Origin of the sequence: Azospirillum sp. B2RO_4 (genome assembly GCF_051124815.1) — a bacterium.
Classification (GTDB): Bacteria; Pseudomonadota; Alphaproteobacteria; order Azospirillales; family Azospirillaceae; genus Azospirillum.
Genome location: NZ_CP118485.1, coordinates 2,635,001 through 2,661,083 on the forward strand (window position 1 = coordinate 2,635,001; position 26,083 = coordinate 2,661,083).

At 67.9% G+C, this 26,083-nt stretch carries 27 protein-coding genes (1 of these 27 only partly in view); 17 read left to right on the forward strand and 10 right to left on the reverse strand.

Annotated features, from left to right (window positions below):
• Positions 1–1,255 carry the 3' portion of a M23 family metallopeptidase gene (locus PWS46_RS12640; protein ID WP_434615699.1) on the forward strand. The gene continues 128 nt to the left of window position 1, outside the view, so 1,255 of the gene's 1,383 nt are visible here — the last part of the coding sequence; its start codon lies beyond the left edge, outside the window; it ends in the stop codon at positions 1,253–1,255.
• Positions 1,256–1,296: 41 nt separating this feature from the next.
• Here the strand turns inward: PWS46_RS12640 and PWS46_RS12645 are convergent, their stop codons facing one another.
• The 4 genes from PWS46_RS12645 to PWS46_RS12660 form a co-directional block, all read right to left on the reverse strand.
• Positions 1,297–1,470, reverse strand: a complete 174-nt coding sequence (locus PWS46_RS12645) for a hypothetical protein (protein WP_158281987.1) — start codon at positions 1,468–1,470, stop codon at positions 1,297–1,299.
• 89 nt (positions 1,471–1,559) lie between these two features.
• Entirely contained in the window at positions 1,560–2,519 is a 960-nt protein-coding gene (locus tag PWS46_RS12650; protein ID WP_434615702.1) for a lipid II:glycine glycyltransferase FemX, read from the reverse strand.
• A gap of 28 nt (positions 2,520–2,547) precedes the next feature.
• A complete protein-coding gene (gene motA / locus PWS46_RS12655) occupies positions 2,548–3,408 on the reverse strand; it encodes a flagellar motor stator protein MotA (protein WP_085090488.1) in 861 nt (286 codons plus the stop codon).
• Between the two features lie 356 nt (positions 3,409–3,764).
• Positions 3,765–4,142, reverse strand: coding sequence for a hypothetical protein (locus PWS46_RS12660; protein ID WP_434615706.1), 378 nt, complete (start codon positions 4,140–4,142; stop codon positions 3,765–3,767).
• Between the two features lie 360 nt (positions 4,143–4,502).
• Between PWS46_RS12660 and PWS46_RS12665 the strand changes: the two genes are divergently transcribed.
• Entirely contained in the window at positions 4,503–5,093 is a 591-nt protein-coding gene (locus PWS46_RS12665; protein ID WP_434615709.1) for a glutathione peroxidase, read from the forward strand.
• Between the two features lie 15 nt (positions 5,094–5,108).
• Here PWS46_RS12665 and ccmB read toward each other — a convergent pair whose 3' ends face one another.
• Both ccmB and ccmA read right to left on the reverse strand, forming a co-directional pair.
• Positions 5,109–5,774, reverse strand: coding sequence for a heme exporter protein CcmB (gene ccmB, locus PWS46_RS12670; RefSeq protein ID WP_098740972.1), 666 nt, complete (start codon positions 5,772–5,774; stop codon positions 5,109–5,111).
• Positions 5,771–6,454: a heme ABC exporter ATP-binding protein CcmA gene (ccmA, locus tag PWS46_RS12675; RefSeq protein ID WP_434615713.1), complete on the reverse strand. Its 684-nt coding sequence runs from the start codon at positions 6,452–6,454 to the stop codon at positions 5,771–5,773. Before ccmA ends, ccmB begins: the two co-directional genes overlap by 4 nt.
• Before the next feature lie 564 nt (positions 6,455–7,018).
• Between ccmA and PWS46_RS12680 the strand changes: the two genes are divergently transcribed.
• The 5 genes from PWS46_RS12680 (at position 7,019) to PWS46_RS12700 (ending at position 12,164) form a co-directional block, all read left to right on the forward strand.
• Entirely contained in the window at positions 7,019–8,698 is a 1,680-nt protein-coding gene (locus PWS46_RS12680) for a putative transporter (protein ID WP_434615716.1), read from the forward strand.
• Between the two features lie 180 nt (positions 8,699–8,878).
• Complete coding sequence (locus PWS46_RS12685) at positions 8,879–9,685, forward strand: ABC transporter ATP-binding protein (RefSeq protein WP_434619996.1); 807 nt, start codon at positions 8,879–8,881, stop codon at positions 9,683–9,685.
• An 85-nt stretch (positions 9,686–9,770) separates the two neighbouring features.
• Complete coding sequence (locus PWS46_RS12690) at positions 9,771–10,622, forward strand: lysine/arginine/ornithine ABC transporter substrate-binding protein (protein ID WP_434615719.1); 852 nt, start codon at positions 9,771–9,773, stop codon at positions 10,620–10,622.
• 143 nt (positions 10,623–10,765) lie between these two features.
• The gene (locus PWS46_RS12695; RefSeq protein ID WP_434615722.1) at positions 10,766–11,470 is read left to right on the forward strand and encodes an ABC transporter permease; all 705 of its coding nucleotides are present in this window, start codon (positions 10,766–10,768) and stop codon (positions 11,468–11,470) included.
• A gap of 4 nt (positions 11,471–11,474) precedes the next feature.
• Positions 11,475–12,164, forward strand: coding sequence for an ABC transporter permease (locus PWS46_RS12700; RefSeq protein WP_434615725.1), 690 nt, complete (start codon positions 11,475–11,477; stop codon positions 12,162–12,164).
• A 67-nt stretch (positions 12,165–12,231) separates the two neighbouring features.
• Here the strand turns inward: PWS46_RS12700 and PWS46_RS12705 are convergent, their stop codons facing one another.
• On the reverse strand, positions 12,232–13,389 hold the full coding sequence (locus PWS46_RS12705; protein ID WP_434615728.1) for a penicillin-binding protein activator: 1,158 nt from the start codon (positions 13,387–13,389) through the stop codon (positions 12,232–12,234).
• Between the two features lie 41 nt (positions 13,390–13,430).
• Here PWS46_RS12705 and rsmI point away from each other — a divergent pair, with 41 nt between their 5' ends.
• Genes rsmI through gshB form a run of 4 tightly spaced genes read left to right on the forward strand, consistent with a single transcriptional unit; the run spans position 13,431 to position 16,623 of the window.
• A complete protein-coding gene (rsmI, locus tag PWS46_RS12710) occupies positions 13,431–14,411 on the forward strand; it encodes a 16S rRNA (cytidine(1402)-2'-O)-methyltransferase (RefSeq protein WP_434615731.1) in 981 nt (326 codons plus the stop codon).
• Positions 14,408–14,776 carry a YraN family protein gene (locus tag PWS46_RS12715; protein ID WP_109096902.1) on the forward strand — a complete coding sequence of 123 codons (369 nt, stop codon included), beginning with the start codon at positions 14,408–14,410 and terminating at the stop codon, positions 14,774–14,776. The genes rsmI and PWS46_RS12715 overlap by 4 nt, the downstream gene beginning before the upstream one ends.
• A 27-nt stretch (positions 14,777–14,803) precedes the next feature.
• The gene (locus PWS46_RS12720; protein WP_434615734.1) at positions 14,804–15,646 is read left to right on the forward strand and encodes a SirB1 family protein; all 843 of its coding nucleotides are present in this window, start codon (positions 14,804–14,806) and stop codon (positions 15,644–15,646) included.
• Positions 15,647–15,675: 29 nt separating this feature from the next.
• The gene (gene gshB / locus PWS46_RS12725) at positions 15,676–16,623 is read left to right on the forward strand and encodes a glutathione synthase (protein WP_434615737.1); all 948 of its coding nucleotides are present in this window, start codon (positions 15,676–15,678) and stop codon (positions 16,621–16,623) included.
• Between the two features lie 75 nt (positions 16,624–16,698).
• On the opposite strand, the gene PWS46_RS12730 is transcribed toward gshB, so the two are convergent.
• Positions 16,699–17,568 (reverse strand): LysR family transcriptional regulator, encoded by an 870-nt coding sequence (locus tag PWS46_RS12730; RefSeq protein WP_434615739.1) that lies wholly within the window; start codon positions 17,566–17,568, stop codon positions 16,699–16,701.
• A gap of 107 nt (positions 17,569–17,675) precedes the next feature.
• On the opposite strand from PWS46_RS12730, the gene PWS46_RS12735 reads away from it, so the two are divergent.
• From PWS46_RS12735 to PWS46_RS12745, 3 genes are all read left to right on the forward strand, one after another.
• Complete coding sequence (locus PWS46_RS12735) at positions 17,676–18,044, forward strand: cupin domain-containing protein (protein WP_434615742.1); 369 nt, start codon at positions 17,676–17,678, stop codon at positions 18,042–18,044.
• Between the two features lie 104 nt (positions 18,045–18,148).
• Complete coding sequence (gene trpS, locus PWS46_RS12740) at positions 18,149–19,147, forward strand: tryptophan--tRNA ligase (RefSeq protein WP_149223643.1); 999 nt, start codon at positions 18,149–18,151, stop codon at positions 19,145–19,147.
• A gap of 27 nt (positions 19,148–19,174) precedes the next feature.
• Positions 19,175–19,831: a pyrrolidone-carboxylate peptidase gene (locus tag PWS46_RS12745; protein WP_434615746.1), complete on the forward strand. Its 657-nt coding sequence runs from the start codon at positions 19,175–19,177 to the stop codon at positions 19,829–19,831.
• A 24-nt stretch (positions 19,832–19,855) separates the two neighbouring features.
• Here the strand turns inward: PWS46_RS12745 and PWS46_RS12750 are convergent, their stop codons facing one another.
• Positions 19,856–20,230 carry a MarR family winged helix-turn-helix transcriptional regulator gene (locus PWS46_RS12750; protein WP_434615749.1) on the reverse strand — a complete coding sequence of 125 codons (375 nt, stop codon included), beginning with the start codon at positions 20,228–20,230 and terminating at the stop codon, positions 19,856–19,858.
• 930 nt (positions 20,231–21,160) lie between these two features.
• Here PWS46_RS12750 and PWS46_RS12755 point away from each other — a divergent pair.
• Both PWS46_RS12755 and PWS46_RS12760 read left to right on the forward strand, forming a co-directional pair.
• A complete protein-coding gene (locus PWS46_RS12755) occupies positions 21,161–22,690 on the forward strand; it encodes an alpha/beta fold hydrolase (protein WP_434615752.1) in 1,530 nt (509 codons plus the stop codon).
• Between the two features lie 75 nt (positions 22,691–22,765).
• Positions 22,766–23,467 (forward strand): FkbM family methyltransferase, encoded by a 702-nt coding sequence (locus PWS46_RS12760; protein WP_434615755.1) that lies wholly within the window; start codon positions 22,766–22,768, stop codon positions 23,465–23,467.
• 51 nt (positions 23,468–23,518) lie between these two features.
• Here the strand turns inward: PWS46_RS12760 and PWS46_RS12765 are convergent, their stop codons facing one another.
• Entirely contained in the window at positions 23,519–25,051 is a 1,533-nt protein-coding gene (locus tag PWS46_RS12765; RefSeq protein ID WP_434615758.1) for a YifB family Mg chelatase-like AAA ATPase, read from the reverse strand.
• Between the two features lie 221 nt (positions 25,052–25,272).
• Here PWS46_RS12765 and PWS46_RS12770 point away from each other — a divergent pair, with 221 nt between their 5' ends.
• On the forward strand, positions 25,273–26,019 hold the full coding sequence (locus tag PWS46_RS12770; protein ID WP_434615761.1) for a creatininase family protein: 747 nt from the start codon (positions 25,273–25,275) through the stop codon (positions 26,017–26,019).
• Positions 26,020–26,083 lie beyond the last annotated feature (64 nt).

Consider the following 26,083-nt stretch of genomic DNA (forward strand, 5'->3'; position numbering starts at 1 on the left):
CAAGCCGGCGGTGAAGCCGAACATGGGCGCGGAGAGCAGCCCCGAGGCCAAGGATGATGCCGGGGACAGTGAACGCGCCATTGGGCCGGTCGACCGCCACACCCTGTCCATCGGCCGCGGCGATACGTTGATGGATCTGCTGGCCAGCGCCAAGGTGCCGGCCAACGACGCCCATGATGCGGTGGCCGCGTTGCGCGAGGTCTATAACCCGCGCCGTATCCAGGCCGGTCAGCATGTGACGGTCCTGTTCGAACCGCGTCGCGGCGGGGCCCGCAAGTTCGTCGGGTTCGAATTCGCCCCGGATCCTCTGCGGTCGGTGTCGATCGCGCGCAAAGGCGATGCAGGCTTCACCTCCAGCCAGATCGAGAAGCCGGTCACGCGCAAGCCGGTGGCGGCCCAGGGCGTCATCCGTTCCAGCCTGTTCGAGGCGGGTGCCCAGTCCGGGGTGCCGATCTCGGTCATGATGGCGTTCATCCAGAACTTCTCCTACGACGTCGATTTCCAGCGCGACCTGCAGCCGGGCGACCGTTTCGAGGTTCTGTATGAGAAGCTGGTCACCGCCGACGGCAAGGAGGCCGGCGAAGGCGAGCTGCTGTATGCCTCGCTGACGCTGAGCGGCGACGACATGCCGATCTACCGCTTCAAGACCCGCGACGGGCGGATCGACTATTACAATGGCGACGGCGAAAGCATCCGCCGCGCCCTGCTGCGCACGCCCATCGACGGTGCCCGCATCACTTCCGGCTTCGGCATGCGCCACCACCCGATCCTTGGCTTCAGCAAGATGCACAAGGGCGTGGACTTCGCCGCGCCGACCGGGACGCCGATCTATGCCGCCGGCCGCGGCACGATCGAGATCGCGGAACGCAGCAGTTCCTACGGCAACTATGTGCGCATCCGCCACAACACCGAGATCTCCACCGCCTATGCCCATATGAGCCGCTTCGCCAAGTCGATCCGCCGCGGCGGCCGGGTCGATCAGGGCGATATCATCGGCTATGTCGGCACCACCGGACGGTCGACCGGGCCGCACCTGCATTACGAAGTGCTGAAGGCGGGACATCAGGTGAACCCGCGCTCCGTCGACCTGCCGACCGGCGAGAAGCTGGACGGGCGGGAGCTTCAGGCCTTCCAGCAGGCCCGACGGTCGATCGAGAAGATGTTCGACGACAGCCGCGGCGGTCTGCAGCTGGCGCGCACGCCGGCACCAGCGCCGGTGGAAGAAAAGGGCTGCAACAAGGCGAGCAGTTGCTGACCGGCTGGTAAGCAACCCGGCGGCGGAGGCCGCCGGTGCCCCTATTCCTTGTTCATCATGTTGCGGATGGCGCCGACGAACTGGCGGGCGGTGTTCTCGTCCTCCAGCATCTTCTGCAGCTTGTCGCGGATGATCATCGCCTTCGGCCGCTGCTGCATGGCGCGTTCGATGGCGACATCGGCTTCGCCGGGCTTCAGGGGTTCGAGGTCTGACATGGCGGACATCCCGTGCGGTAAGGGCGTTTCAAGTCGGCACGCAGGTAAGGATAGCCGGAACCTTCCCGGCCATCATCAGGCAAAGCGCATCAGCGGTATTGGCCGACCGTCTCCACCGCCTCCCCGCCGGTGCCGAGTTTGAACTCGGTGACGCCGGGAGCGGTGTCGGGATTGATGCCGCCGAGATCGAGCGCGCGGACGCCGTGCTGCTTCAGTTCCTGCATCGCCTTCCACAGCACCAGCCGCATGGCACCGCTCTTGCGGCCCGACTCGTTGGCCCAACTGATCTGGCTGGTGGCGCAGACGCCGTGGCGGAAGAAAAGGCCGCAAGCGACCGGATTGCGGCCGTCGAGCGCCGTCACCATCACCACACCGTCGTTGCGGCTGCCGCCCTTGACCATGGCATTGCGCAGGCGGACGGCCAGCGGCCCGGTCATAGCACGGAAGCCCTTCTCCAGCGCCTGGTCGTGTTCCTGCTTCATCAGCCAGGGCAGGTTGTCGGCCTTCCAGTCGGTGTCGAGAACGAGGCCGGCCTTCTCCGCCCCGCGCAGGCGCTGCCGCCAGTCGCGGGCGAAGCCGGCGCGCATCGCCTCCTCATTACGGGTCAGATCGAACCACACCGTCTGGTAGCCCGGCCCGATCTTTCGGAAGCCGCAGCGGGCGAGCAGCGCCTCCGTCTCCGGCCCGGCGGGCAGTTCCGGCAACAGGCTGGCGCGGCTGAGCGGCGACCGCGGACAGGCGCGGCGCAGCAGGCGGAACACCGCTTCCAACGTGTCGGCATCGGGGATCGTGCCGTCCAACCAGAGCGGGCCGCGGTAGCATTGCCGGTCGTGGAAGAGCTTCAACATGCGGCGGTCGAGCGTTTGGACGAGGCCAACCGGTTCGCCGTCGCGGCGGATCACGCCAAGGCGGGGGACATGGCCATAGGTGCGGCCCATGGCGCGGCCATAGGCGAAGCTCTGCAGCAGGGTGGAACGCGGAACGCGGGCGAACAGGGCGTCCCACTCTCCGACCGTACCCTCGTTCCAGGCGATGTCGATGTCCGGCATCGGGACCTCGGTCGATCAGGACAACGGATCAGGCCGGCGGCAGGGCGGATGTCGCCTCTTCCACCTGGGCGAAGGTCGGGCGGTATTCCGGCTCCAGCACGTTGCGGGCGTATTCCACCGAAATTGCGGGGGCATAGCCGGAGAGATGAGCGATCAGCCCGGTCTTCATCGCCTGATAATACTTGCCTTCCGCGTGATAGATGTTCTTCAGGCCGCTGGCGATCGGGGCGAGGAAGCCATAGGCGACCAGAATGCCGGTGAAGGTGCCGACCAGCGCGCCGCCGATCAGCTTGCCCAGCACTTCCGGCGGTTCGGTGATCGAGCCCATGGTGTGAATCACGCCCAGCACCGCCGCCACGATGCCCAGCGCCGGCACGGCGTCGGCCACCGCCTGAATGGCGTCGGCGATGCGCTGGTGTTCGTGGTGCATCGTCTCGATGTCCTCGTCCATCAGGTCGACCAGTTCGTGCGGGTTGTCCGCGCCCAGCGACATCAGACGGAGATAGGTACAGAGGAAGGCGATGGCATGGTGGTCGCCGTAGAATTTTGGAAATTGCTGGAAGAGCGGTGAGTCTTCCGGCTTCTCGATATGTTGTTCGAGCGCCAGCAGACCCTTTGTCTTCGCGATCTTGAAGACCTGATACATCATGGTGAGGACCTCCAGGAAGTCCTCCTTTTTGTATTTTGGTCCTTTGAACAGGTGACCCAACTCCTTGCCGGTGTGGGTCACCACAGATTTTGGATTGGCGATGAAAAAGGCACCGGCTGCCGAACCGAGAATGATCATGAATTCGAACGGCATCCACAGCACGCCCATATGGCCGCCACCGAGGACGTAGCCACCGAACACGCTGAAGATCACGATGCCCAAACCGATAATCACGAACATTCGGTATTTTCCCTTCCCATACCGACCACGGGCCGCAAGACACACCCAGCCGACAGAAGGCCGGACATCGGTTGAGTTTCCGTGAATCACCCGAACGGCCTACCGCCTTCGCGACAGGCCGCGCGATCCTACCGGTGCGGGCGGGTCCTGTCACGAAAGGACTGCCCATTCAGGGTTTTCAACGGGTGCGTCGTGGACGGCAGGCAAGAGAAAGACCGGTGGCATGCCATGGCGCGGGGCGGAACGCGCGAGAAGGGCACAGGATGGTCACAGGCCGGAACAGCGCTGCCGAAACGCAAAGCGCTCCGGCCGCCGGGTAGGACCCGACCGCCGGAGCGCCTGGAGAGACTGGATCGTTAACGGAGCGGAATGTTCATCTGGACGCTGACGCCCGGCTGCGGCGCAGGCGGGGCGTAGATGACGGCCGGCGGCGGCGCATAGGACGGAGCATAAACGACGCGCGGCGGGGGCGGCGGAGCCGGAACCACGACCACGGGCGGCGGCGCGCCGTAGATGACGACCGGCCCCTCGTCATGATGGTGCTTCTTCTTGTGGTGGCCCCAGGCATGGCCGCGGCCATGCTCCCCCGGGTCGGCGAGCGAGGGCGTCGCCAGGGCGGTGCCGAAAAACAGCACCGCGGTGACGGCGACCATGGCTTTGGCGGCGGCACGGGCCACCCGGCGCATCGCCGTTCGCGGCGACCGGTTGTGCTGCATGATGGCTCCGGCTTTCATCGGCCTGTTCTCCTGGAATGGGCTTGCATCGGCAACGGGAGCGGCGGCGGCCGGGCCGGCGTCCACATACCCATTTCGATGGGATATATTTTTATGCTCAGGCTGAGGCTCGGCCGGGTGGGACATTTTTTGGGCGCTGTTCGGTGGACAAGGACGGTTGCAAGGATGGCGACGAACGATCGCCGTGTATCCTTACTTATCAATTGTAGAGCCTGGGGCATTGTGACCACCCGTTCGAAGGGGGTAGACCCGAAGCGGCGGGTGACCGGCCTGTCCCGTCATGATCCGATAGGCGCCGGACCTCGTATCGGGCATCGTATGTGTAAGGATGCAAAGCCCTCCAACCGCCGAGCCGCACCGATGACTGTCCGAGCCCGCCTTCGCACCGTCGCCATGGCGGCGGTCCTTTCCGTGATGGGAGCCTCCAGCACCATGGCCGCAAGCAGTGCCGCCGCAAGCAACGCCCACGACTTCACCTTCCAGGGCATCGACGGCCAGCCGTTGCCGCTGTCGCAGTTCAAGGGCAAGGCGGTCCTGGTGGTCAACACCGCCTCGCAATGCGGCTTCACCCCGCAATACAAGGGGCTGGAGGCGCTGTGGCAGCGATACCGTGACCGCGGGCTGGTGGTGCTCGGCGTGCCGTCGGACGACTTCGGCGGCCAGGAGCCGGGGAACGCCACCCAGATCAAGGATTTCTGCGAGGTCAACTACCGCATCGACTTCCCGCTGACCGATAAGACGGTTGTGTCGGGCGACGGCGCCCATCCCTTCTACCGCTGGGCCGCCGACGAGCTGGGCTTCCTCGCCAAGCCGCGCTGGAACTTCCACAAATATCTGGTCGGGCCGGACGGCAAGCTGGTGTCCTGGTTTTCCACCATGACCGACCCCGAGTCGGACAAGGTGCGCGAGGCGATCGAGAAGCTGCTGCCGGAGAAATCGTCGAAGTCGTAAGGGTGCGGTCGCCCCCTACTCCACCGCCTGCCGCAGCGCCGCGGCCCCGGCCCAGGGGGCCAGCGGCAGGGCGGCGGCGAGGATGCCGGCGAGAAGCAGCAGGTGCGGGCGCGGGGTCAGCCCGTTGATGGCGGCGTCGATGGCGCCGGCGCCGAAGATCAGCACGGGAATGTAGAGCGGGAGGATCAGCAGCGACAGCAGCACGCCGCCGCGCCGCGCCCCCAGGGTCAACGCCGCCCCGATGGCGCCGATCAGGCTGAGGATCGGCGTGCCCAGGGTCAGCGTCAGCACCAGCACGCCGAACCCTTGCGCATCCATGTTCAGCAGAACGGCCAGCAGCGGCGCGGCGACGATCAGCGGCACGCCGGTGACCAGCCAATGGGCCAGCGTCTTCGCCAGCACCGCGGCCTCCAGCGGCAGGGGGGAGAGCGAGAGCAGTTCCAGCGATCCATCCTCGTAATCGGTCTGGAACAGCCGCTCCAGCGACAACAGCGAGGCGAGCAGAGCCGCCACCCAGATCACGCCGGCGGCGATGCGTGCAAGGATGTTCGGCTCCGGCCCGACGCCGAAGGGAAACAACACCACGCACAGCACGAAGAACATGACGGCGATGGTGGCGTCGGACCCCTGGCGCAACGCCAGCCGCAGGTCGCGCGCGACAAGGCGCAGGAAACGGCTCATGGCACGGTCCCCTCTTCCTCATGGTCTTCGTCGCCGGCCTCTTCACCGTCGGCGTAGGGGGCGAACTCGTCCAGATGCAGTTCCTCGCCGCCGGGGGTGGCAATGTCGGTGTGGGTGGACAACACCACCATGCCGCCCTGGGCGCGGTGTTCGGCGATCAGCCCCTCGAACAGGGCGATGGCGGCGCGATCGAGCGCCACGGTCGGCTCGTCCAGCAGCCACAGCGTCGCCGGCGCCGCCAGCAGCCGGGCAAGGTTCAGCCGGCGCTTCTGACCGGCCGACAGGTAGCGGCCCGGCACCCCGGCAATGTGCGGCACCCCCAGCCGGTCGAGCGCGGACCGAGCGTTGGCGTCCGGATCGGCGGCCCCGGCCAGCGCCGCCCAGAAGGCGAGATTCTCCGCCGCCGTCAGCACCGGCTTCACCGCGTCGAGATGGCCGACATACTGCACCCGCGACCGGTGGCCGTCGGGATCCTCGGAAACCGCCACCCCGTCCCAGCCCAGCGTCCCACGCAGCGGCTTCAGCAGCCCGGCCATCACCCGCAGCAGGCTGGACTTGCCGCTGCCGTTGGGGCCGAGCAGCACCAAGGCGCCGCCGGGGGCGATGCGGAACTCCAGCCCGGTGAAGACCAGACGGTCGCCACGCAGGCAGGTCAGCTCTGATCCGGCAAAGACGGGCATGGGAACGGGTCGCGCTTCCGGTTGAGGGAGGCGCTGCTATAGCACAGGGGAACGGGAAAGCCGGAGCAAGAATGCTGTCGCAGCCTCCCGCCACCCCCCGCCCGAAAGAACCCGACCAAAAGAAAAGGCCACCGCGAGGGGGTTCTCGCGATGGCCTTGCGTCCGGCCGGGTCCGGCCGGTCGATACCTTGTGGAACGGCTTCGTTCGTCGCTGCGGTGGCGCTAGGGGGGACGCCGGTGCGCGACCTGCGTGGCCGGTTGCTTGAGACAAGGTCTATGGGAAGAAAATGGCAAAATTTGGATGGAGTTCGAGGAATCGGACGGCGCCCCATGACCGGCAACATCCCCCGCAGCGCTGCACTTCCATGCGTTCGCCGCAGCGCCGGGTGCCGGGATTGTCACGGCTAAAGGCCGGGCACTTGTTCTGAATCAACGCTCTGCCCGCCGTCCTGACGCATCGTCGCGCCATCCTCCCCCGATCGAAGGGGGACCGCCGAACCCCTCCGGGCTCCCACCGGACGCGGCGGCGGATTGCCCAAATGTGTTCAGGAAGCGAGTTGCGCCATGTCGGCTTTCGCAGACATTCTCCAGGCCATGCCGCCGATCGCGCGGGTGGTGCTCATGCTCGGTCTCGTGTCGGCGGCGGGCGTGGCGCTCGGCCATATCAAAATCCGCGGGGTCGGGCTCGGCATCGGCGGCGTGCTGTTCTCCGGCATTGCCGGCGGCCACATCGCCAAGCAGGCCGGCGTCGCCTTCAACCCGGAGATGATGGACTTCATCCGCGACTTCGGCCTGATCCTGTTCGTCTACACCATCGGCATCCAGGTCGGCCCCGGCTTCTTCGCCGCGCTCCGCCGCAGCGGGCTGGCGTTGAACGGGCTGGCCCTGCTGATGGTGGGGTCCAGCATCCTGCTGACCGCGGCGCTGGTGTCGTCGGGTGCGCTGTCGCTGGGCTCCTCGCTCGGCGTGTTCGCCGGCGCGGTGACCAACGCCCCGGCGCTGGCCGCCACCCAGCAGGTGCTGACGGAGGTCGGGGCCGATGCGGCGGTGATGGCCCTGCCCGGCCTTGCCTTCGCCGTCACCTACCCCTTCGGCATCGCCGGCAACCTGCTGGTGATGGCCGCCGTCCGCATCCTGTTCCGCATCGACCCGGAGGCAGAGGCCGCCCGCTTCGAGGAGTGCCGCCGCGCCGAAGTGTCGACGCTGGAGACCATGGACCTGACCGTGCGCAACCCGGAGCTTGCGGGCCGGCCGCTCGGGTCCATCGACGCGCTGTGCGACCATGGCGTGGTCGCCTCCCGCCTGCTGCGCGACGGCACGCTGTGCGTCCCGCACAACAACACCTGCCTGACGCTGGGCGACGTGCTGCATGTGGTCGGGCCGCGGCCGAAGCTGGAGCAGGTGCGGACCCTGCTGGGGCAGGAGTTCGACCGGCCGCTGACCACCAAGGGCACCGACCTGAAATGGGAGCGCATCGTCGTCACCAATAACACGGTGCTGGGCAAGTCGATCGCCGCCCTGAACCTGCAGGACGCCCATGACGTGGTGGTCAGCCGCGTCAACCGGTCGGGCGTTGAACTGGTGCCCACCCCGGCGCTGAAGCTGCAGTTCGGCGACATCCTGACGGTGATCGGCCGGCCTGACAGCCTCGCCGCCGTCGGCCGGGTCTTCGGCAACTCCGCCCGCAAGCTGCAGCAGGTGGAGATGATCCCGATGTTCCTGGGCATCGCGCTGGGCGCGGCGCTGGGGGCGATCCCGATCTTCCTGCCGGGTATGCCGGCGCCGCTGCGCCTTGGCCTTGCCGGCGGGCCGCTGATCGTCGCGCTGATCCTGGGCCGCGTCGGCCATGTCGGGCCGCTGGTGTGGTTCATGCCGCCGGCCGCCAATTTGGCGCTGCGCGAGATCGGCATCATCCTGTTCCTGGCCGTGCTGGGCATCGCGTCGGGCGACCGTTTCGTCGCCACGCTGGCCAGCGGCGCCGGCTGGCCCTGGATGATGTGGGGCGTGCTGGTGACGATTGTGCCGCTGCTGCTGACCGGGCTGGTCGCGCGCGGGCTGATGAAGCTGAACTTCCTGACCATCTGCGGCGTGCTGGCCGGGTCGCAGACCAACCCGCCGGGGCTGGCCTATGCCAACGCGCTGGTCGCGTCGGAGGCACCGGCGCTGGCCTACGCCACCGTCTATCCGCTGGCGATGTGCCTGCGTATCCTGGGGCCGCAGATTTTGGTACTTTTGTTGTGGTGACGCACTGTTTTCGGACACAAGCGGCTTAACGTGCATTTGATGTGAAATCTGCATTGCGAAACGCGCATGCCCCGGTCTAGCCTGTGCCGCAATGGTCATACCGACGCCCTGGCCGGCCGCATCGGCCCGCCGCGTCGGCGCGACCGTCACCCGCCACCCGAACCAGCCGGTTTTTCGCGCATGCACCGTCACCCGCCAGTCAGCGAATCCGCTCCCGCCGCCGTCGTCGTGGAGGATCTGCACAAGCGGTTCGGCGAGCTGGAGGTGCTGAAGGGCGTCTCGCTGACCGCCCGCGAGGGCGACGTCATCACGCTGATCGGCTCGTCCGGCTCGGGCAAGAGCACGCTGCTGCGCTGCATCAACATGCTGGAGATCCCGGACGACGGACGGGTCGTCATCGGCGGCGAGGCCATCGCGCTGAAGAAGGCGCGCGGTGGCGCCACCGTCCCGGCCGACGCCCGGCAGGTGGAGCGTATCCGCACCAGCCTCGGCATGGTGTTCCAGAGCTTCAACCTCTGGACCCACATGACCATCCTGCAGAACGTGATCGAGGCGCCGGTGCATGTGCTGGGCGTGCCGAAGGCGGAAGCCGTCGACCGCGCCCGCATGCTGCTGGACAAGGTCGGCATCCTGGCGAAGGCCGACGCCTATCCGGTCCAGCTGTCGGGCGGCCAGCAGCAGCGCGCCGCCATCGCCCGCGCGCTCGCCATGCAGCCGAAGGTCATGCTGTTCGACGAACCGACCTCGGCGCTCGACCCCGAGCTGGTCGGCGAGGTCCTGCGCGTCATCCGCCAGCTGGCGGACGAGGGCAACACGATGATCCTGGTGACGCACGAGATGGGCTTCGCCCGCGAAGTGGCGTCCAAGGTGGTTTTCCTGCACCAGGGGCGGATCGAGGAGGAGGGGTCACCCGACAAGGTGCTGACCGACCCCGACTCGGACCGGGTGCGGCAGTTCCTCTCGCGCCATCTGTCCGGCGCGGCGTGAGGGGACGAGGCAGAGGGCAGGACCGGACCGTCAGAAACAGCCCGGCCCCGGAAGGGGCCAGACAACGGGCGAACCGAACAGAGGAGTGTGTTCGTTGAAGAAGATCGTTTCGGCCCTGGCGCTCGGCGCCATGATGGCTGTGGCCGCGGCAGGCGCCGCCGGCGCCAAGGAATGGAAGACGGTCCGCATCGCCAGCGAGGGCGCCTATCCTCCGTGGAACGCCACCGACAGCTCGGGCAAGCTGATCGGCTTCGAGGTCGATCTCGCCAACGACCTGTGCAAGCGCATGAAGGTGTCTTGCGAGTTCGTCGCCCAGGATTGGGACGGCATCATCCCGGCCCTTCAGCAGGGCAAGTACGACGCCATCATGTCGGCGATGACCATCACCGACGAGCGCAAGAAGGTCATCGACTTCTCGGTCCCCTACGGAACCGAACCGTCGGTCTTCGCGGTGATGACCAACTCGCCGCTGGCCAAGGCGCTGAATCTCGGCACCGACCGCGTCGACCTGAACGACCAGGCCAAGGCCAAGCCGGTGCTGGAGAAGCTGGCCGAGGTGCTGAAGGGCAAGGCCGTCGGCGTCCAGGTCTCGACCATCCAGGCCGATTTCATGGACAAGCACCTGCCCAAGGTGACGATGCGCACCTATGAGAAGGTGGACAACGCCGGCAGCGATCTGGACGCCGGCCGCGTCGACGCCATGCTGGGCGACCGTTCGGTCGTCGAGGCGATCGTGAAGGCTACGCCGGACAAGATGGTCGTCGTCGGCCCGAACCTCATCGGCGGCGTGATCGGCGAGGGCATGGGCATCGGCATGCGCAAGGACAGCGCCGACCTCAAGGCGATGTTCGACAAGGCCATCGGCGAGGCGCTGCAGGACGGCACGGTCAAGAAGCTCAGCACCCAGCATTTCGGGTACGACATCTCCCCGAAGTGAGTTGAGCGGCACCCGTCCAATCCCCGCAGGGGGAGCGGACGGGCGCCGGTCCGATGCCATCCGGCCGGACGGCCCCTGCCCTGCCCCTTCGCCGGGGATCAGGCGGGCGGCCGTGACCGGCCGGACCTTTTCCGGGCGTACCAATGCTGGAACTCCTTTCCTTCGGTCCCAACGGCTGGGGCGGACAGCTGCTGCTGGGCACCGCGATGACTGTCGCGGTCGCGGTATCGGCCTTCGCCTTCGGCATCCTAATCGGGTCTCTCGGCGCTTCCGCCAAGCTGAGCCACAGCCTCGCCCTGAATACCGTCGCCGACATCTACACCACCGTGGTGCGCGGCGTACCCGAACTGCTGGTCATCTATCTGCTGTTCTTCGGCGGCAACAGCATGGCCACCGCCATCGCCGCCGTCTTCGGCTATGGCGGGCGGGTGGAACTGGACGCCTTCGTCATCGGCATGCTGTCGGTCGGGCTGATCTCCGGCGCCTATTCGACCGAGGTGATCCGCGGCGCCGTGCGCTCGGTGCCCTTCGGCCAGATCGAGGCGGCGCGCGCCTGCGGCATGAGCCGCTGGCTGATCCTGCGCCGGGTGCTGGTGCCGCAGACCATGCGCTTCGCCCTGCCCGGCCTGGGAAATGTCTGGCAGCTGACGCTGAAGGACACGGCGCTGGTGTCGGTGACCTCGCTGGCCGAGCTGATGCGGGTCAGCCGTCTGGCCGGCAGCGCCACCCGCGACTACTTCCTGTTCTACGGTGCCGCGGCTGTGCTGTATCTGCTGCTGACCACCATTTCCACGGCGCTGTTCAGCCGCGCCGAACAGGTCGCCAACCGCGGCGTCCGGAGGGCCTGAGGCGATGAACTGGGAATTGATGTGGGACAGCGTGCCCCGACTGCTCGGCGGGCTGCCGCTGACGATCCAGCTGATCGTGACCTCGCTGGCGCTGGGTGCGGTGCTGGCCTTCGTCGTGGCGCTGCTGCGGCTGTCGGGCAACCGGGTGGTGGAAGGCTTCGCCGCCGCCTATGTCTTCTTCTTCCGCGGCACGCCGCTGCTGGTGCAGATCTTCCTGATCTATTTCGGGTTGGGCGAGTTCGATGTGGTCAAGAACAGCTTTGCCTGGACCCTGCTGCGCGAACCCTACTGGTGCGCCATCCTGGCGTTGACGCTGAACACCGCCGCCTACACCAGTGAGGTTCTGCGCGGCGCCATTCTGTCGGTGCCGCAGGGTCAGGTCGAGGCGGCGCGGGCCTGCGGCATGTCGCGGGCGCTCGCCTTCCGCCGCATCGTGCTGCCGGTGGCGATCCGCCAGATGCTGCCGGCCTACGGCAACGAGGTGATCCTGATGGTCAAGGCGACCTCGCTCGCCAGCACCATCACGCTGATGGAGGTCACCGGCATCGCCCGCCGCATGATCGCCCAGACCTTCGCGGTCTTCGAGCTGTTCATCGTCGCCGGGGCGATCTATCTGGTGCTGAACTTCATCGCGTCGCGCCTGATCAAGTTCGCCGAATGGCGCCTGACCCCCTATTTGCGGGCGCGGGCGTAAGTAAGGATAGCCGTGAAAAAGCCCTCTCCCGGCTCGGGAGAGGGCTTTTTTGCTTACTGCCTTTCGCTCACTGCCCCAGCATCTCGAAGCTGGGCGGGGCCGGGTCGACCACGCGGGCGCCGGTCGGGGTGATCTCCATCACCGCCAGCCCGCGTTCGACCATGCCGTCGGCCCGCAGGCGGAACAGACCGTCCAGCCCCTCGAAGCCGTTGGGGTTGGTCATCGCCATGCGGTCGAACGGAACCGGGCCGCCGCTGCGGGTCAGCACCGCGGCGATGGAGGTCGCATCATAGGCCAGCGTGGCGATGCGCGGCGGCTTGCGGCCATAGACCTGCTCGAACTGCGACTCGAAGCGGGCGCGGGTCTGCGGCGCCGGGGCGGCGTAGAGCGCGCCGACCAGCGCCGGCTCCTGCCCCAGCGCCGCTTGCGAGCTGTCGTCCCACAGGCCGGTGCCCAGCAGCTTGACCTGCTGCGGCTGCACGCCGTTGGCGGCCAGCGCCTGGGCGATGCCCTGGGCGCGCTGCCCGCCCTCGGCCAGCATGACCGCCTGCGGCTGCGGGGCTTCCTGCGCCACCTGCTTGGCCGGGACCGACAGGTCGGTGATGGCCGGGTCGTAGCGCTCGACCTGCGTGGTCATGGCGCCCAGCCGCGGCGCGATGGCCTGCATGGCGTTCACCACCGCGTCGCCGTAAGGGGAGCGCGGCGCCAGCACTGTGAAGCGCGTCGCCCCGCGCGACCGGGCATAGCCGGCGACGCGGCTGACCTGATCGGCCGGGACGAAGCCCAGAACATAGGTGCCGTTGCCGGCCTGGGTGGCGTCGTTGGTGAAGGCCAGCACGTCGACGCCGGCATTCTGCGCGATGGGCCGCACCGCGGCGACGTCGGCGGCGAACAGCGGACCGATGATCAGGCGCGCACCCTCGGCCAGCGCCTGGCGTGCCGCGTCGGCGGCGCCGTTCGGCGTGCCCTTGGTGTCGCGCGGCAACAACTGCAGCCGGTCGCCGGCCATGTCGAACAGCGCCATCTGGGCGGCGTCCAGCATGGACTGGCCGATGGCCGCGCTCTGGCCGCTGAGCGGCACCAGGACCGCCACCTTGACCGGGCTTTGCGTCTCCGGCAGGGGAGCCACCGGGGCGGGAGCCGGTTGCGGCGCTTGTGCCACCCGCGGCGGCGCGCTTAAAGTCGAACAGGCCGACAACAGGCCGGCGACCAGCAAGGCTGCCACGCCGTGACGTTTCAGACCCTGTGAGAAAGCTGTTGCCAAGCGTGCCACCAATCGTCTCCACATCTGCTGAAACGGCCGCCGGAACCGAAGGCGAGACCCAAGGCATGGTCCCGGCTGTGATTCCGGGTGACTCGGCCGAAAGTGGCGCTCAAGGTAGCCCCCTCGCCGCGCCAAGTAAACTCGCGGGCGGGCTCCATGTCGTGGCTACCCCCATCGGAAACGCCGCGGACATCACGCTGCGCGCGCTCGACACGCTGAAGCGGGCCGACGCCATCGCCTGCGAGGACACGCGCGTCACCGCAAAGCTGATGGGCATCCACGGCATTCACACCCCCTTCGTCTCCTACCACGAACACAACGCCGCAAAGATGCGTCCGGTCCTGATCGAACGCATGAAAAAGGGCGAGGCCATCGCGCTGGTCACCGACGCCGGCACGCCGCTGGTCTCCGACCCCGGCTACAAGCTGGTGCGGGACTGCGTGGCGGAGGGCGTGGCGGTGACCACCCTGCCCGGCGCCTCGGCCCCGCTGGTGGCGCTGGTTCTGTCCGGCCTGCCGACCGACCGCTTCCTGTTCGCCGGCTTCCTGCCGAACAAGAGCAGCGCGCGGCGCGCCACCGCAGGCGAGTTGAAGGGCGTGCCCGCCACGCTGGTCTTCTTCGAATCGCCGCAACGCCTGCCGGAGTCGCTGGCCGACCTCGCCGACATCCTGGGCCCGCGCGAGGCCGCCGTCGCCCGCGAACTGACCAAGCTGTACGAGGAGGTGAGGCGCGGCACCCTGCCCGATCTCGCCGCCCATTATGCCGAGGCCGGCCCACCGCGCGGCGAGGTCGTGCTGGTCATCGGCCCGCCCGGGGAGGAGGCGACGCCGGGCGAGGCCGATGTCGACGCCCTGCTGCGCGAGGCGCTGACCCGCCTGTCGGTGCGCGACGCCGCCGCCGACGTCGCCGCCCGCACCGGCCAGCACAAGCGCACCGTCTACGCCCGCGCGCTCGAGCTGCAGCGGGAGGAGAAGACGAAATGACCGACCTGGATGCGCGGCGCCTGCGTGCCGAAAGCCTGGGCCGCCGGGCGGAGGCGCTGTGCCGCCTGTCGCTGCGGCTGCGCGGCTACCGCATCCTGGCCAGCCGCCTGCGCACGCCGATGGGCGAGATCGACATCGTCGCCAGGCGTGGCCGGACCATCGCCATCGTCGAGGTGAAGGCGCGTGGCGACTGGGACACCGCCAACGAGGCGCTGAACGCCCGCCAGCGCGGCCGGCTGGCCCGCGCCGCCCATGCCTTCCTCGGCGCCAACCCGCGCTATGCCGGCTATGTCTTGCGCTTCGACGTGATGCTGGTTACCCCTTGGGCTTGGCCCCGTCATCTGGTCGATGCCTGGAGACTGTGAGGGGACGATTTTGAGGGGGCGACAGTCTTGAGCAACCGCGCGGAAGCCCGCGAAATCCTGCGCCGGATCGGCGACCAGCCGGACGACGAGATCGATCTGGCCGAAGCCGCCCTGGCGCTGGGCGCGCTGGAGCTGCCGAACGCCGACCTCATCCCCTACCGCGCCCATATCCGCGCCATCGTCGAGGATCTCGCCGCCCGCGTCGCGGCGCAGGATGCCGTCGACGACAGGCTGGAGACGCGCATAGCCCATCTGCATGCGGTGATCGGCGGGCGCCACGGCTATGCCGGCGACCACGACACTTATGACGACCTGCAGAACGCCAACCTGCTGCGGGTGATCGACCGCCGGCGCGGTCTGCCGGTGGCGCTGGGCATTCTCTATATGCATGCTGCGCGGTCGCAGGGCTGGCCGATGGTGGGGCTGAACTTCCCCGGTCATTTCCTGGTCCGCATCGAGAAGGACGGGGCGCGCGCCATCCTCGACCCCTTCAACGAGGGGCAGACCCGCAGCGTCGTCGACCTGCGAGACCTGCTGAAGGCCACCGCCGGCAGCGCCGCCGAACTGGAGCCCGGCCATTACCAGCCGGTGTCGAACCGAGACGTGCTGCTGCGCCTGCAGAACAACATAAAGCTGCGCCACCTGTCGGCCCACGAGGTGCCGAAGGCGCTGGAGGTGCTGGAGGCGATGCGCCTGTTCGCCCCGCACGAGCCGTCGCTGTGGCGCGAGACCGGCCTTCTGGAGGCCCATGCCGGCAACCTGAAGGACGCCATCACCGCGCTGGAGACCTTCATGGCGCTGACCGGAGACGACCATCACCGGCACCAGACCGCCTCGCTGATCCAGCAGTTGAAGAACCGCCTGAACTGACCCCGTTCGCAGAGGTCCGGAGACCCGTCATGAGCCTCGCCGTCGCCTTCCAGATGGACCCCATCGAGTCGATCAACATCGACACCGATTCCAGCTTCATGATGGCGCTGGAGGCGCAGAAGCGCGGCCATCGCCTGTACCACTACCACCCGCGCGACCTGATCCTGACCGGCAACCGCCTGACCGCGCGGGTGCGCGAGATGACGGTGGTGCGCCAGCGCGGCGCCCACTACACGCTGGGCGAGCCGGTGGCGACCGACCTGTCGACGATGGACGTCATCCTGCTGCGGCAGGACCCGCCCTTCGACATGGCCTACATCACCTCCACCCACCTGCTGGAGCATGTGCAGCCCAAGGTTCTGGTGGTCAACGACCCGGCCGAGGTGCGCAACGCGCCGGAAAAGCTGTTCATCACCAAGTTCCCCGACCTGATGCCGCCGACGCTGATCACCAGCGACAAGCAGGCCATCCTGGAGTTCCGGGCGGAGCACAAGGACATCATCGTCAAGCCGCTGTTCGGCAACGGCGGCGCCGGCGTCTTCCACCTGAAGCCGGACGACGAGAATCTCGGATCGCTGCTGGAGCTGTTCACCCAGCTCTACCGCGAGCCGGTGATCGTGCAGAAGTACCTGCCGGAAATCCGCCAGGGCGACAAGCGCATCATCCTGGTCGACGGCGAGCCGGTGGGTGCGGTCAGCCGCATGCCGCTGGCGGGCGAGGCCCGCGCCAACTTCCACGCCGGCGGCAGCGCCCAAAAGACCGAGCTGACGGCGCGCGAGCGCGAGATGTGCGCCGCCATCGGCCCGGTTCTGCGCGAGAAGGGTCTGGTCTTCGTCGGCATCGACGTGATCGGCGACTACATGACCGAGATCAACGTCACCTCCCCCACCGGCATCCAGGAGATCAACCGGCTGGACGGCGTGCAGATCGAAGCCCTGCTGTGGGACGCCATCGAGCGCCGCCGCGCGGCAAAATGAAAGTTCGCCGGCGCGCGGGGAAGTAAGGATACGGCGGCGCCTGGAACGGAGGGGCGGGCGGGACAGCGCGACTGGTCAGCCCGCCTGCTTGAACCGGGCGAAGGCGTCGCGGATGTGGCGCGCCAGTTCCTCCGCCGCCAGCGTCGGCGGGCGGACCGGCCGATGCAGCGTGACGGCGAAGGACGGCAGGTCGGGAAGCCCGCTGTCCGCCGGCAAAATCTCCAGATCGGACGGCACGGTGAATGCCAGCCAGGCGGAGACCGCTAGGTCCATCCGCACGGTGGCGAATGTGGCGTCCAGCCCGCCATTCTCGAACATGCTGCGCCAATCCCGCCCCTGCCGGCGCAACGCCGCCATCACCACCGGCCGGAAGACGCAGGTTTCCACCACCAGCGACAGCGGCAGCGGCGTCATGGCATGGGCGCCGCCGCCACGGGCGCCGACCCAGACCAGCCGGTCGGTCATCAGATGGTCGCCCTGCGCCGTCTCCACCGGTTCCTCGACCACCGCCAGATCCAAGTCGCCGTCGGCGATGCGGGCCGCCAGTTCAGGGGACGATCCGCAGACCAGCGACAGATCCACCTGCGGAAAGGCACTGGTGAAACTCCGCAGCATCGGAGCGATGCAGGGGGCGACAAGGTCATAGGGAACGCCGATCCGCACCAGCCCGTCGACCGCGCCACCGGTGATGTCGGCCCAAATCTCGTCATTCAGTGCCAGCAACCGCCGGGATTTTCCCAGCAGACGCTCCCCCAGCGCGGTGGGACGCAGTCCGCCTCGGTCGCGGATGAACAGCGAACCCCCGGCCAACGCCTCCAGCCGGGCGATCTGTTGGCTGACCGCTCCCTGCGTCAGGTTCAGGGTCTGGGCCGCCGCCGTCATGCTGGCGTGGTCCGCCACCGCGGCGAAGCTGCGCAGCAGGGTGGTATCGAGGTTCCGGGCCATGCCGGCATTATGAATGCTAATGCCAAATATCTCCATTATTAGATTTGATCGCGATCCGTCGAGCGGTACTTCGGTTACATCCGCGCCAGGCTTGGAGAACCCACCCGATGATTCCCGCCGTCAGCATCGACGCCGCCCTAGCCGCCCTGACCGACCATTGGTCCCCCAAGGTGATCGGCCGGGTGAACGACCAGTATGTGAAGGTCGCGAAGCTGCTGGGAGAATTCGTCTGGCACCGCCACGACGACGAGGACGAACTGTTCCAGGTGATCCGTGGCAGGCTGCGCATCCAGTTCGAGGATGGCAGCGAGACGCTGCTGTCGCCCGGCGAACTGTGCGTGATCCCGCGCGGGGTGATGCACAATCCGGTCGCCGATGAGGAATGCTTCATTCTGCTGATCGAAACGGTGACGACGAAGCACACCGGCGACGTCGAGACGCCGATGACCCGCTCCATCGCCCAGCAGCTGGCCTGACAGCGTGCCCGACGGCATGCCCGGCTGCGGCGTGCCGTGCCTTGACCGGCGGACTTCGGGGGGCGATAACTGCCGCCTCCCAGAGTTTTCGAGCGAGACCACCCGTGAACCGCATTTTCTCCGGCATGCAGCCGACCCGGCAGCTTCACCTCGGCAACTATCTGGGGGCGCTGCGCAACTGGGTGGAACTGCAGAACAGCTACGAGTGCATCTTCTGCGTCGTCGACCTGCACGCGCTGACCATCGACCAGGACCCGGAGGTTCTGCGCAACAACATCCGCGAGGTCGCCGCAGCCTACATCGCCGCCGGCATCGACCCGGACAAAAACATCCTGTTCAACCAGTCGGTGGTCTCCGGCCATGCCGAGCTGGGCTGGATCCTGTCCTGCCACACACCTCTGGGCTGGCTGAACCGCATGACGCAGTTCAAGGAGAAGGCCGGCAAGCAGAAGGACATGGCCAATCTGGGCCTGTACGCCTACCCCACCCTGATGGCCGCCGACATCCTGCTCTACAAGGCCACCCATGTGCCGGTGGGCGAGGACCAGAAGCAGCATCTGGAGCTGGCGCGCGACATCGCCGGCGCCTTCAACCGCCGCTACGAGACCGAGTTCTTCCCGCTGCCCGAGCCGCAGATCCTGGGCGAGGCGACGCGGGTGATGAGCCTGCGCGACGGCAAGAAGAAGATGTCGAAGTCGGACGAGTCCGAATATTCGCGCATCAACATGACCGACGATGCCGACACCATCGCCCAGAAGATCCGCAAGGCCAAGACCGACCCGGAACCCCTGCCGGAAACGGTGACCGAGCTGGAAGCCCGGCCCGAGGCCGACAACCTCGTCACCATCTACGGCGCGCTGGCCAGCCAGTCGCGCGAGCAGGTGCTGGCGCAGTTCGCGGGTGCCCAGTTCTCCGACTTCAAGAAGTCGCTGGTCGACCTGTCGGTGGACAAGCTGGCGCCGATCACCACCCGCATGAAGGAACTGCTGGCCGACAAGGCGGAAATCGACCGGCTGCTGAAGAAGGGCGGCGAGCGCGCCGCGGCCATCGCGGAGAAGAACCTGAACGACGTGAAGGACATCATCGGCCTGCTGCGGCCGTAAGGATGTGACTGTAAGGATGTCCTGCCCGTGACGGCCCCCATCCTGCTCACCGGCTTCGCGCCGTTCGGGACCCTCCCGGACGGCGAGCCGGCCCCGGATTCAGAGCATCCCTGGATTGCCGATCCGACCGCCCTGCTGATGGACCGGCTGGCGGGGGAGCCGGGGGTCGTCACCGCCACCCTGCCCCCTCTTTACGACGCCTGCGGCGATGCCTTCGCCGAGTTGCTGGCGGAACACCGGCCGCTGGCGGTGCTCGGCTTCGCCTACCTCGAGTCGAGCGATTACATCCGGCTGGAACGTCTGGCCTGGAACCGCGACGAAAGCCCGCTTGCCGATGCCGCCGGTACGGTGCGGGAACACGCCGACATCGTGCCCGACGGGCCGACCGCCTATGGCAGCACCCTGCCGGTGCCGCGGGTGATGCGGGAATTGTCGATGGCCGGGCTGCCGGTGACTTTCGGCGATTTCTCCGGCGGTTTCCTCGGCAACCATCTGTTCTACCGGGCGCGCCACATCATCGAGAGCGCCGACCTGGATATCCCCTACGGCTTCTTCCACATGCCGCCGCTGCCCGAACGGGCCAAGGAGTTGCGGCGGTTCGGCGGTCTGGCGCTGGAGCGGCAGGAGCTGGCGGCGCGCACACTGGTGGGGATGCTGCGCACGGCGCTGAACGGGCTCGCTTAACTACAAAAATCAGGGCTGCGAAAATCAGGCTGTCTTGGCGGCGCGGCGCTGGTCGGGCGGGTTCACGATGGCGCGCAGCGCGTCCAGGAACTCACGACCCTTGTCGGTCAGGGTGACGATCTTGCGGCGGCGTTCGCGCGGGTCTTCCTGCGCCTGCACCAGATCGAGGCCGGCCTTGCCGAAGCTGTGCCAGCGGCTGAGCGCCGCGACGTTGCGCGACGCGGAGGATTGGGCGATGCCCAGGCGTTCCGCCAGTTCGCCGATGGAGATGCCTTCGCTCTGCGCGATGGTCATGAAACTCAGCGCATACTGGATGGGCAGGTCGGGGTCGAGCTTGCGGAACGCCTCAAGCACCTGGACGACGGTAAGGACCTCGTCATGACGAACGCGGGCCGGCATTCAGCAGGTCTCCGCGGCGCCGCGCGCTATGCAGCGCGGGAGGGTGGTCCCCAACGGGCCGGTGTGTAGATGATGTTCAGGCGTCCAAGCCATAGGATGACTTCCCCGTTCTCACGCCGCAGGTCGAAGGACCCGGCCGGCGATGCCCAGCGGGCGTGTTCAACGAAGAGACGATGACCGCAAAAACCCAGAAAGACACACATGGGATCCTCTCGATATCCGGAATTCACGTTCGAAGGGTGCGGGAAGAAGACGGGCCGGCTGGGCATGATTGGCGGCCATATGGGCGGCCCAATTGGCGGCGGTGATGGCCGGACCGCCCGATCGGCGGGTCCAGGCGGTGGTTACGATGGCTTTCATCGATACTCTCCAGGGGTTGAGTGATGCCGGCGTGAGAAGCCGGCGGATCCGGTATCGCCGCTCAGCGATACGGTTGCAAGGTCAAAAATGTCCGCGCGTCCGATAGGTTCCGATCGCGGATGTGAAATGGCGGAAGACGGCAGCCGAGCGGCGGTTCTTCTCCATCCGACGTTTCCCCGTCCGCCAGTCCGATGTCGCGCCGCAGGTGGTCGCACAATCGGCCCGGTCCGGAAGATGCCCCGGAATCGAGCCAGCGGCTCCGCATCGCCGTCCACAAGGTCGGCATGATCTGCTCCTGAAAAAAGAGAGGCTCCGTCGGTTGGGCCTCAGGTGGCGAAATAATTCCGCGTGCGGATGTATTCCGTCAACCCGTCCATCCGGTAACGGCGTGATCTTTGCCGCACGCCTGTTGCAAGCCGGCATCACTCATCGGCCGTTTTGCCCACGTTTGGCTATCCATCGGGATGGCGCCGGGCGCCTCTGGACAAGCGAAGGTCGCTCGGTCAAACACAAAGCCGCCGCGCAAAGTCGTCCGCGGTACTCCATCCATCAGGGTCAGGTCGTCCGTCCGTGTCCATCCTCCCCTCTCCCGCATGGCAGACAGCGGTGCGCAAGCTGCGGGCAGCGCTCGCGGCGGCTGCCGTGGCGATGGGAGTGCTATGGGCCCTGCCCGCAGCGGCGGAGGCGCGCTTCACCCCCGGTCCCTGCTGGTTCACCGTTCCCGACGGCGAAGCGGCGCTGTGCGGAACGGTGGCGGTGCCGGAACGGCGCGACCGCGCCAACAGCCGCAGCCTGCGCCTGCCGGTCGCCGTGTTGCTCAGCACCGCGCGCCAGCCCGACCCGGACCCGGTGCTGTTTCTGGAGGGTGGTCCCGGCGCCTCCCCCTTCGGCACCGGCGAGGCGACGGAAGAGCGGATGGAGGTGTGGTGGGAACTGTCGGCCCCCTTCCGCCGCACCCGCAACCTGATCCTGTTCGATCCGCGCGGCGTCGGCCGGGCGGAGCCGGACACCGATTGTCCGGAGTTGGACGCCGTCGGCGCCACCCGCGGCACCCGACCACAGACGCGCGAGCAGCGGGCGGCGGCGGAACGGGCGGCGATCAGCGCCTGCATCGCGCGGCTGGAAGCGGCCGGGCTGGATACCACCCAGTTCTCCACCCCCGTCGCGGCGGAGGATGCCCTGGACATCGCCACCGCGTTGGGCGCCCAGCGCGTGAACCTGTTCGCGGTGTCCTACGGCACGCGTGTCGGGCTGGAGATCCTGCGGCGGCAGGGCGGCCGCGTCCGCACCGCCGTGTTCGACAGCATCTATCCGCCCGACGTCAACGCACAGGAGGAGACGGCCGGGCTGGCCCAGCGTGCCTACCGCCGGCTGTTCGACGACTGCGCCGCCAACCGGAGTTGCCGTTCCGCCTTTCCCGACCTGGAGAAGCGCTTCCTCTCCCTGGTCGAACGGCTGGACCGCAACCCCGTCGACATCGTCGTCGGCGATCATGAGACGCGCCGTGCCCTGCGGCTGACCGGCGGAGCGATCATCGCCGCCGGGCTGGAGGCGATGGCGGTCAGCGAGGCGGTGCCGGCATTGCCGATCATGCTCGACCGCGCCATCCGCGGCCAGTACGCCACACTGGCCGAATGGGCGCCGACCAACTGGCTGGGCGATCCGGAGGTCGCCGACGGGCTGGCCTTTTCCGTCGAATGCCGCGAGTCGGTCAACACCGCCGACCCACAGAAGCGGGCCGACAACGCCCGCCGCTATGCCCCGTACGGGCTGGTCGCCGCCGACGATCCCGGCCGGCGTGTCTGCCGTCTCTGGCCCGCCGGCCACCAGGAACCGGCCGAGCGCCTGCCGGTCGCCAGCCCGGTGCCGGTGCTGCTGCTGTCCGGCGCCTACGACCCCGTCACCCCGCCGGACTGGGGCGACCGTGCCGCCGCCACCCTGCCGAAGAGCCGCCATCTGGTCTTCCGCGCCGCCAGCCACATCGTGACCTCCAGCGAGGATTGCGCCATGGCCGCCGCCGTCACCTTCGTGGAGCAGGAGGCCGTGCCGGCGACTGTCTGTCCGGGGGCGGGCAAGCCGCCGGTGTTCGAGGGGCCGTGATTTTATGAAAAACAGATATATTGAATACATACCAAAAAATATATAAGATCTCAGGTGACGTGCAGTGAGCTTGAAATGATCAAGTTAGACCGCATTTGCGAGCACACATTCTTCTCCCTGCTCAATGAGAACTCTGTTGTGCTCGATTTCGGCTGCAATGAGGGAAAGTTCGCGCACACCGTTATCGAGCGGTATGGCTGCCAAGTCTTTTCAGCCGAGCCTGTCCCCGACTGTGTCGAACGGATCGCCCGCCATCCCAGGCTGACGCTTCGGCAGGTTGCGATTTCCGGCACGTCGGGCAGCCTGGACATCCATGTCTATCCGGACCGCTGTGCGAGCGGCTTCAACCGTTCTCCTGGAGAGCAGGCGATACGGACCATCCGGGCCGAAGCCATGACCCTGGCGGAATTCCGGCGCCGTTCCGGCATCGGCCGCATCGCCTTGTTGAAGATCGACATCGAGGGTGCCGAACTGGACATGTTCGCGGCCGCTGCGGACGAGGAGTTTTCGGACATCGATCAGATAACCGTCGAATTTCACGACTTCCTCTATCCCGAAATGCGGCCGGCGGTGAAGGCGGTGAAACGGCGGATGCGGTCCCTAGGCTTTCATATGTTGCCATTCTCTCTGGACAACACCGACGTCCTCTTCGTCAATCGGCGGGCCGCGGTGAACTGGCACAACCGGCTGTGGGCTGGCACCGTGGTGAAATATGGCCGTGGGCTCGAACGGCGACTGCGGCAAATGATAGGCCGCCCCGCCCCGGCCGACTGCTGACGGCCGCAACCGATCTGAAACGTGCGCCCGGCGGCGGCGCCCGCCGGACCGCTACCGCCCCGGCGCGATCCGCCGGTAACTCAGCGCCTCCGCGATGTGGCGGCGCTTGACCCCCTCGACCCCGTCCAGGTCGGCCAGCGTCCGACCCACCCGCATCACCCGGTGGTAACCGCGGGCGGACAGCTTCAGCCGCTCCGCCGCCTCGGTCAGCAGGGCGCGGCCGGGGGCGTCGGGGGACGCCACCTTTTCCAGCAGTTCGCCATCGGCCTCGGCGTTCGTCCGCACAGCCCGGCCGGCCGGGAAAGGACCGAAGCCGCCATAGCGTTCCGCCTGGATGGCGCGGGCGACCGCGACACGGGCGGCGATGTCGGCGCTGCCCTCCGCCGGCGGCGGCAGGCTGAGGTCGGCGGGGCTGACCGCCGGCACATCGATGTGCAGATCGATACGGTCGAACAGCGGACCACTGATTTTAGATTGATAATCTGCAGCACATTTCGGCGCCCGCGCGCAGGCGAGCGAGGCGTCGTCGAGATGACCGCAGCGGCAGGGGTTCATCGCCGCCACCAGTTGCACGCGCGCCGGATAGGTTACATGATGGTTGGCACGGCTGACCACCGCCTTGCCGGTCTCCAGCGGCTGGCGCAGCGCCTCCAGCAGGGCGCGGGGGAACTCCGGCAGCTCGTCCAGGAAGAGAACGCCCTGATGGGCCAGAGAGATCTCGCCCGGCTTGGCCCGCGTGCCGCCGCCGACCAGCGCCGGCAGGCTGGCCGACTGGTGCGGCGCGCGGTAGGGGCGCTGGCGCAGCAGACGCCCGCCCTCCAGCAGCCCGCCGACGCTGTGGATCATCGACACCTCCAGCGCCTCCGCCGGGTCGAGCGGCGGCAGCAGGCCGGGCAGGCGGGCGGCCAGCATCGACTTGCCGGAACCGGGCGGCCCGATCATCAGCAGGTTGTGCGATCCGGCGGCGGCGACCTCCAGCGCGCGCTTGGCGGTCTCGTTGCCCTTTACGTCGCGCAAATCGGGCGGCGGCGCGTCCTGCTCCTGCAGCCGCGGCTTGGGCGGGGTCAGAACCTGGGTGCCCTTGAAATGGTTGATGAGGGCCAGCAGGTTGGCCGGCGCCAGCACGTCCAGATCGGGACCGGCCCAGGCCGCCTCGCCACCGCAGGCCGCCGGACAGATCAGGCCGCGGTCGTTGGCCAGCGCGTCGATGGCGGCGGGCAGCACGCCAGCCACCGGGGTCAGCGCGCCGTCCAGCGCCAGCTCGCCCAGCGCCACATAGCGGGCGATCTCCGCATCCGGCAGAACCCCCATCACCGTCAGCAGGCCGAGTGCGATCGGCAGGTCGAAATGGCTGCCCTCCTTCAGCACGTCGGCGGGGGCGAGGTTGACGGTGATGCGCTTGGCCGGCAGCGCCAGCCCCAGCGCATGCAGCGCGGCGCGCACGCGCTCCCGGCTTTCGCCCACCGCCTTGTCGGGCAGGCCGACGACGGTGAAGGCGACGATTCCGCCGGACATCTGGACCTGGACGTCGATCCCCAGCACCTCGATGCCCTGGAACGCCACCGTGTTGACGCGCGCAACCACCACCACACCCCGAAACAGACGCCCAACAGGGCAAATTGCACGCGATTGTAGTCACCAACGGAGCAATGCGCCAGCGCGGGATGAGAACGGCCATCGCAATGGCCCCGTCATGCCCGCCCGGCGCAGGGAGCGGTTGTCGCGGCCGTTCGGCCGCCTAACATGAGGGCCAACGCATTCCCGGCCGCATTCCCGGCACGCATCGTCGAAAAGGATCCGCCACCGTGCAGCTTCACCTGAGCACCTGGGCCGAGGTCGAGGCCTACCTCAAGACCTCCAAGGGCATCATCATGCCGATCGGCTCGACCGAGCAGCATGGGCCGAACGGGCTGGTCGGCACCGACGCCATCTGTGCCGAGGTCATCGCCAAGGGCGTCGGCGACGCCACCGGCGCGCTGGTCGGCCCGACGATTCCGGTCGGCATGGCCGTCCACCACATGGAATTCCCCGGCTCGATGACGCTGAAGCCGTCGACGCTGATCGCCCTGCTGCGCGACTATGTCGGGTCGCTGGCCGAACACGGGTTCGAGCGCTTCTTCTTCGTCAACGGCCATGGCGGCAACATCGCCACCGTCCGCGCCGCCTTCTACGAGATCCATGCGGAGAACCGGGCGCTGCGTGGCCGCGACGCACCGGACCTGCGCTGCACCCTGGTGAGCTGGTGGGAGAATGCCGAGATCGCCCGCCTGTCGCGCGAGCTGTACCAGGGCAAGGAGGGCTCGCACGCCACCCCCAGCGAGGTGTCGGTCACGCAATACGTCTATCCCGACTCGATCAAGACCGCGGCGCTGGAGCCGGAACAGGCGCCGGCCGGCGGCTTCCACGACGCCCGCGACTTCCGCCGCCGCTATCCCGACGGCCGCATCGGCTCCGCCCCCGGCCTCGCCCGCCCGGAGCATGGCCGGCAGCTGTACGAGGCGGCCGTCGCCGCCATCGCCGCGCAGTACCGCGCCTTCCTGGCGGAGCAGTAAGGGGCGTCACGCGGTCGCATGGTGGCGGGACTTCTTCGCCCCGCACGTTGATTCGGCGGTCGGA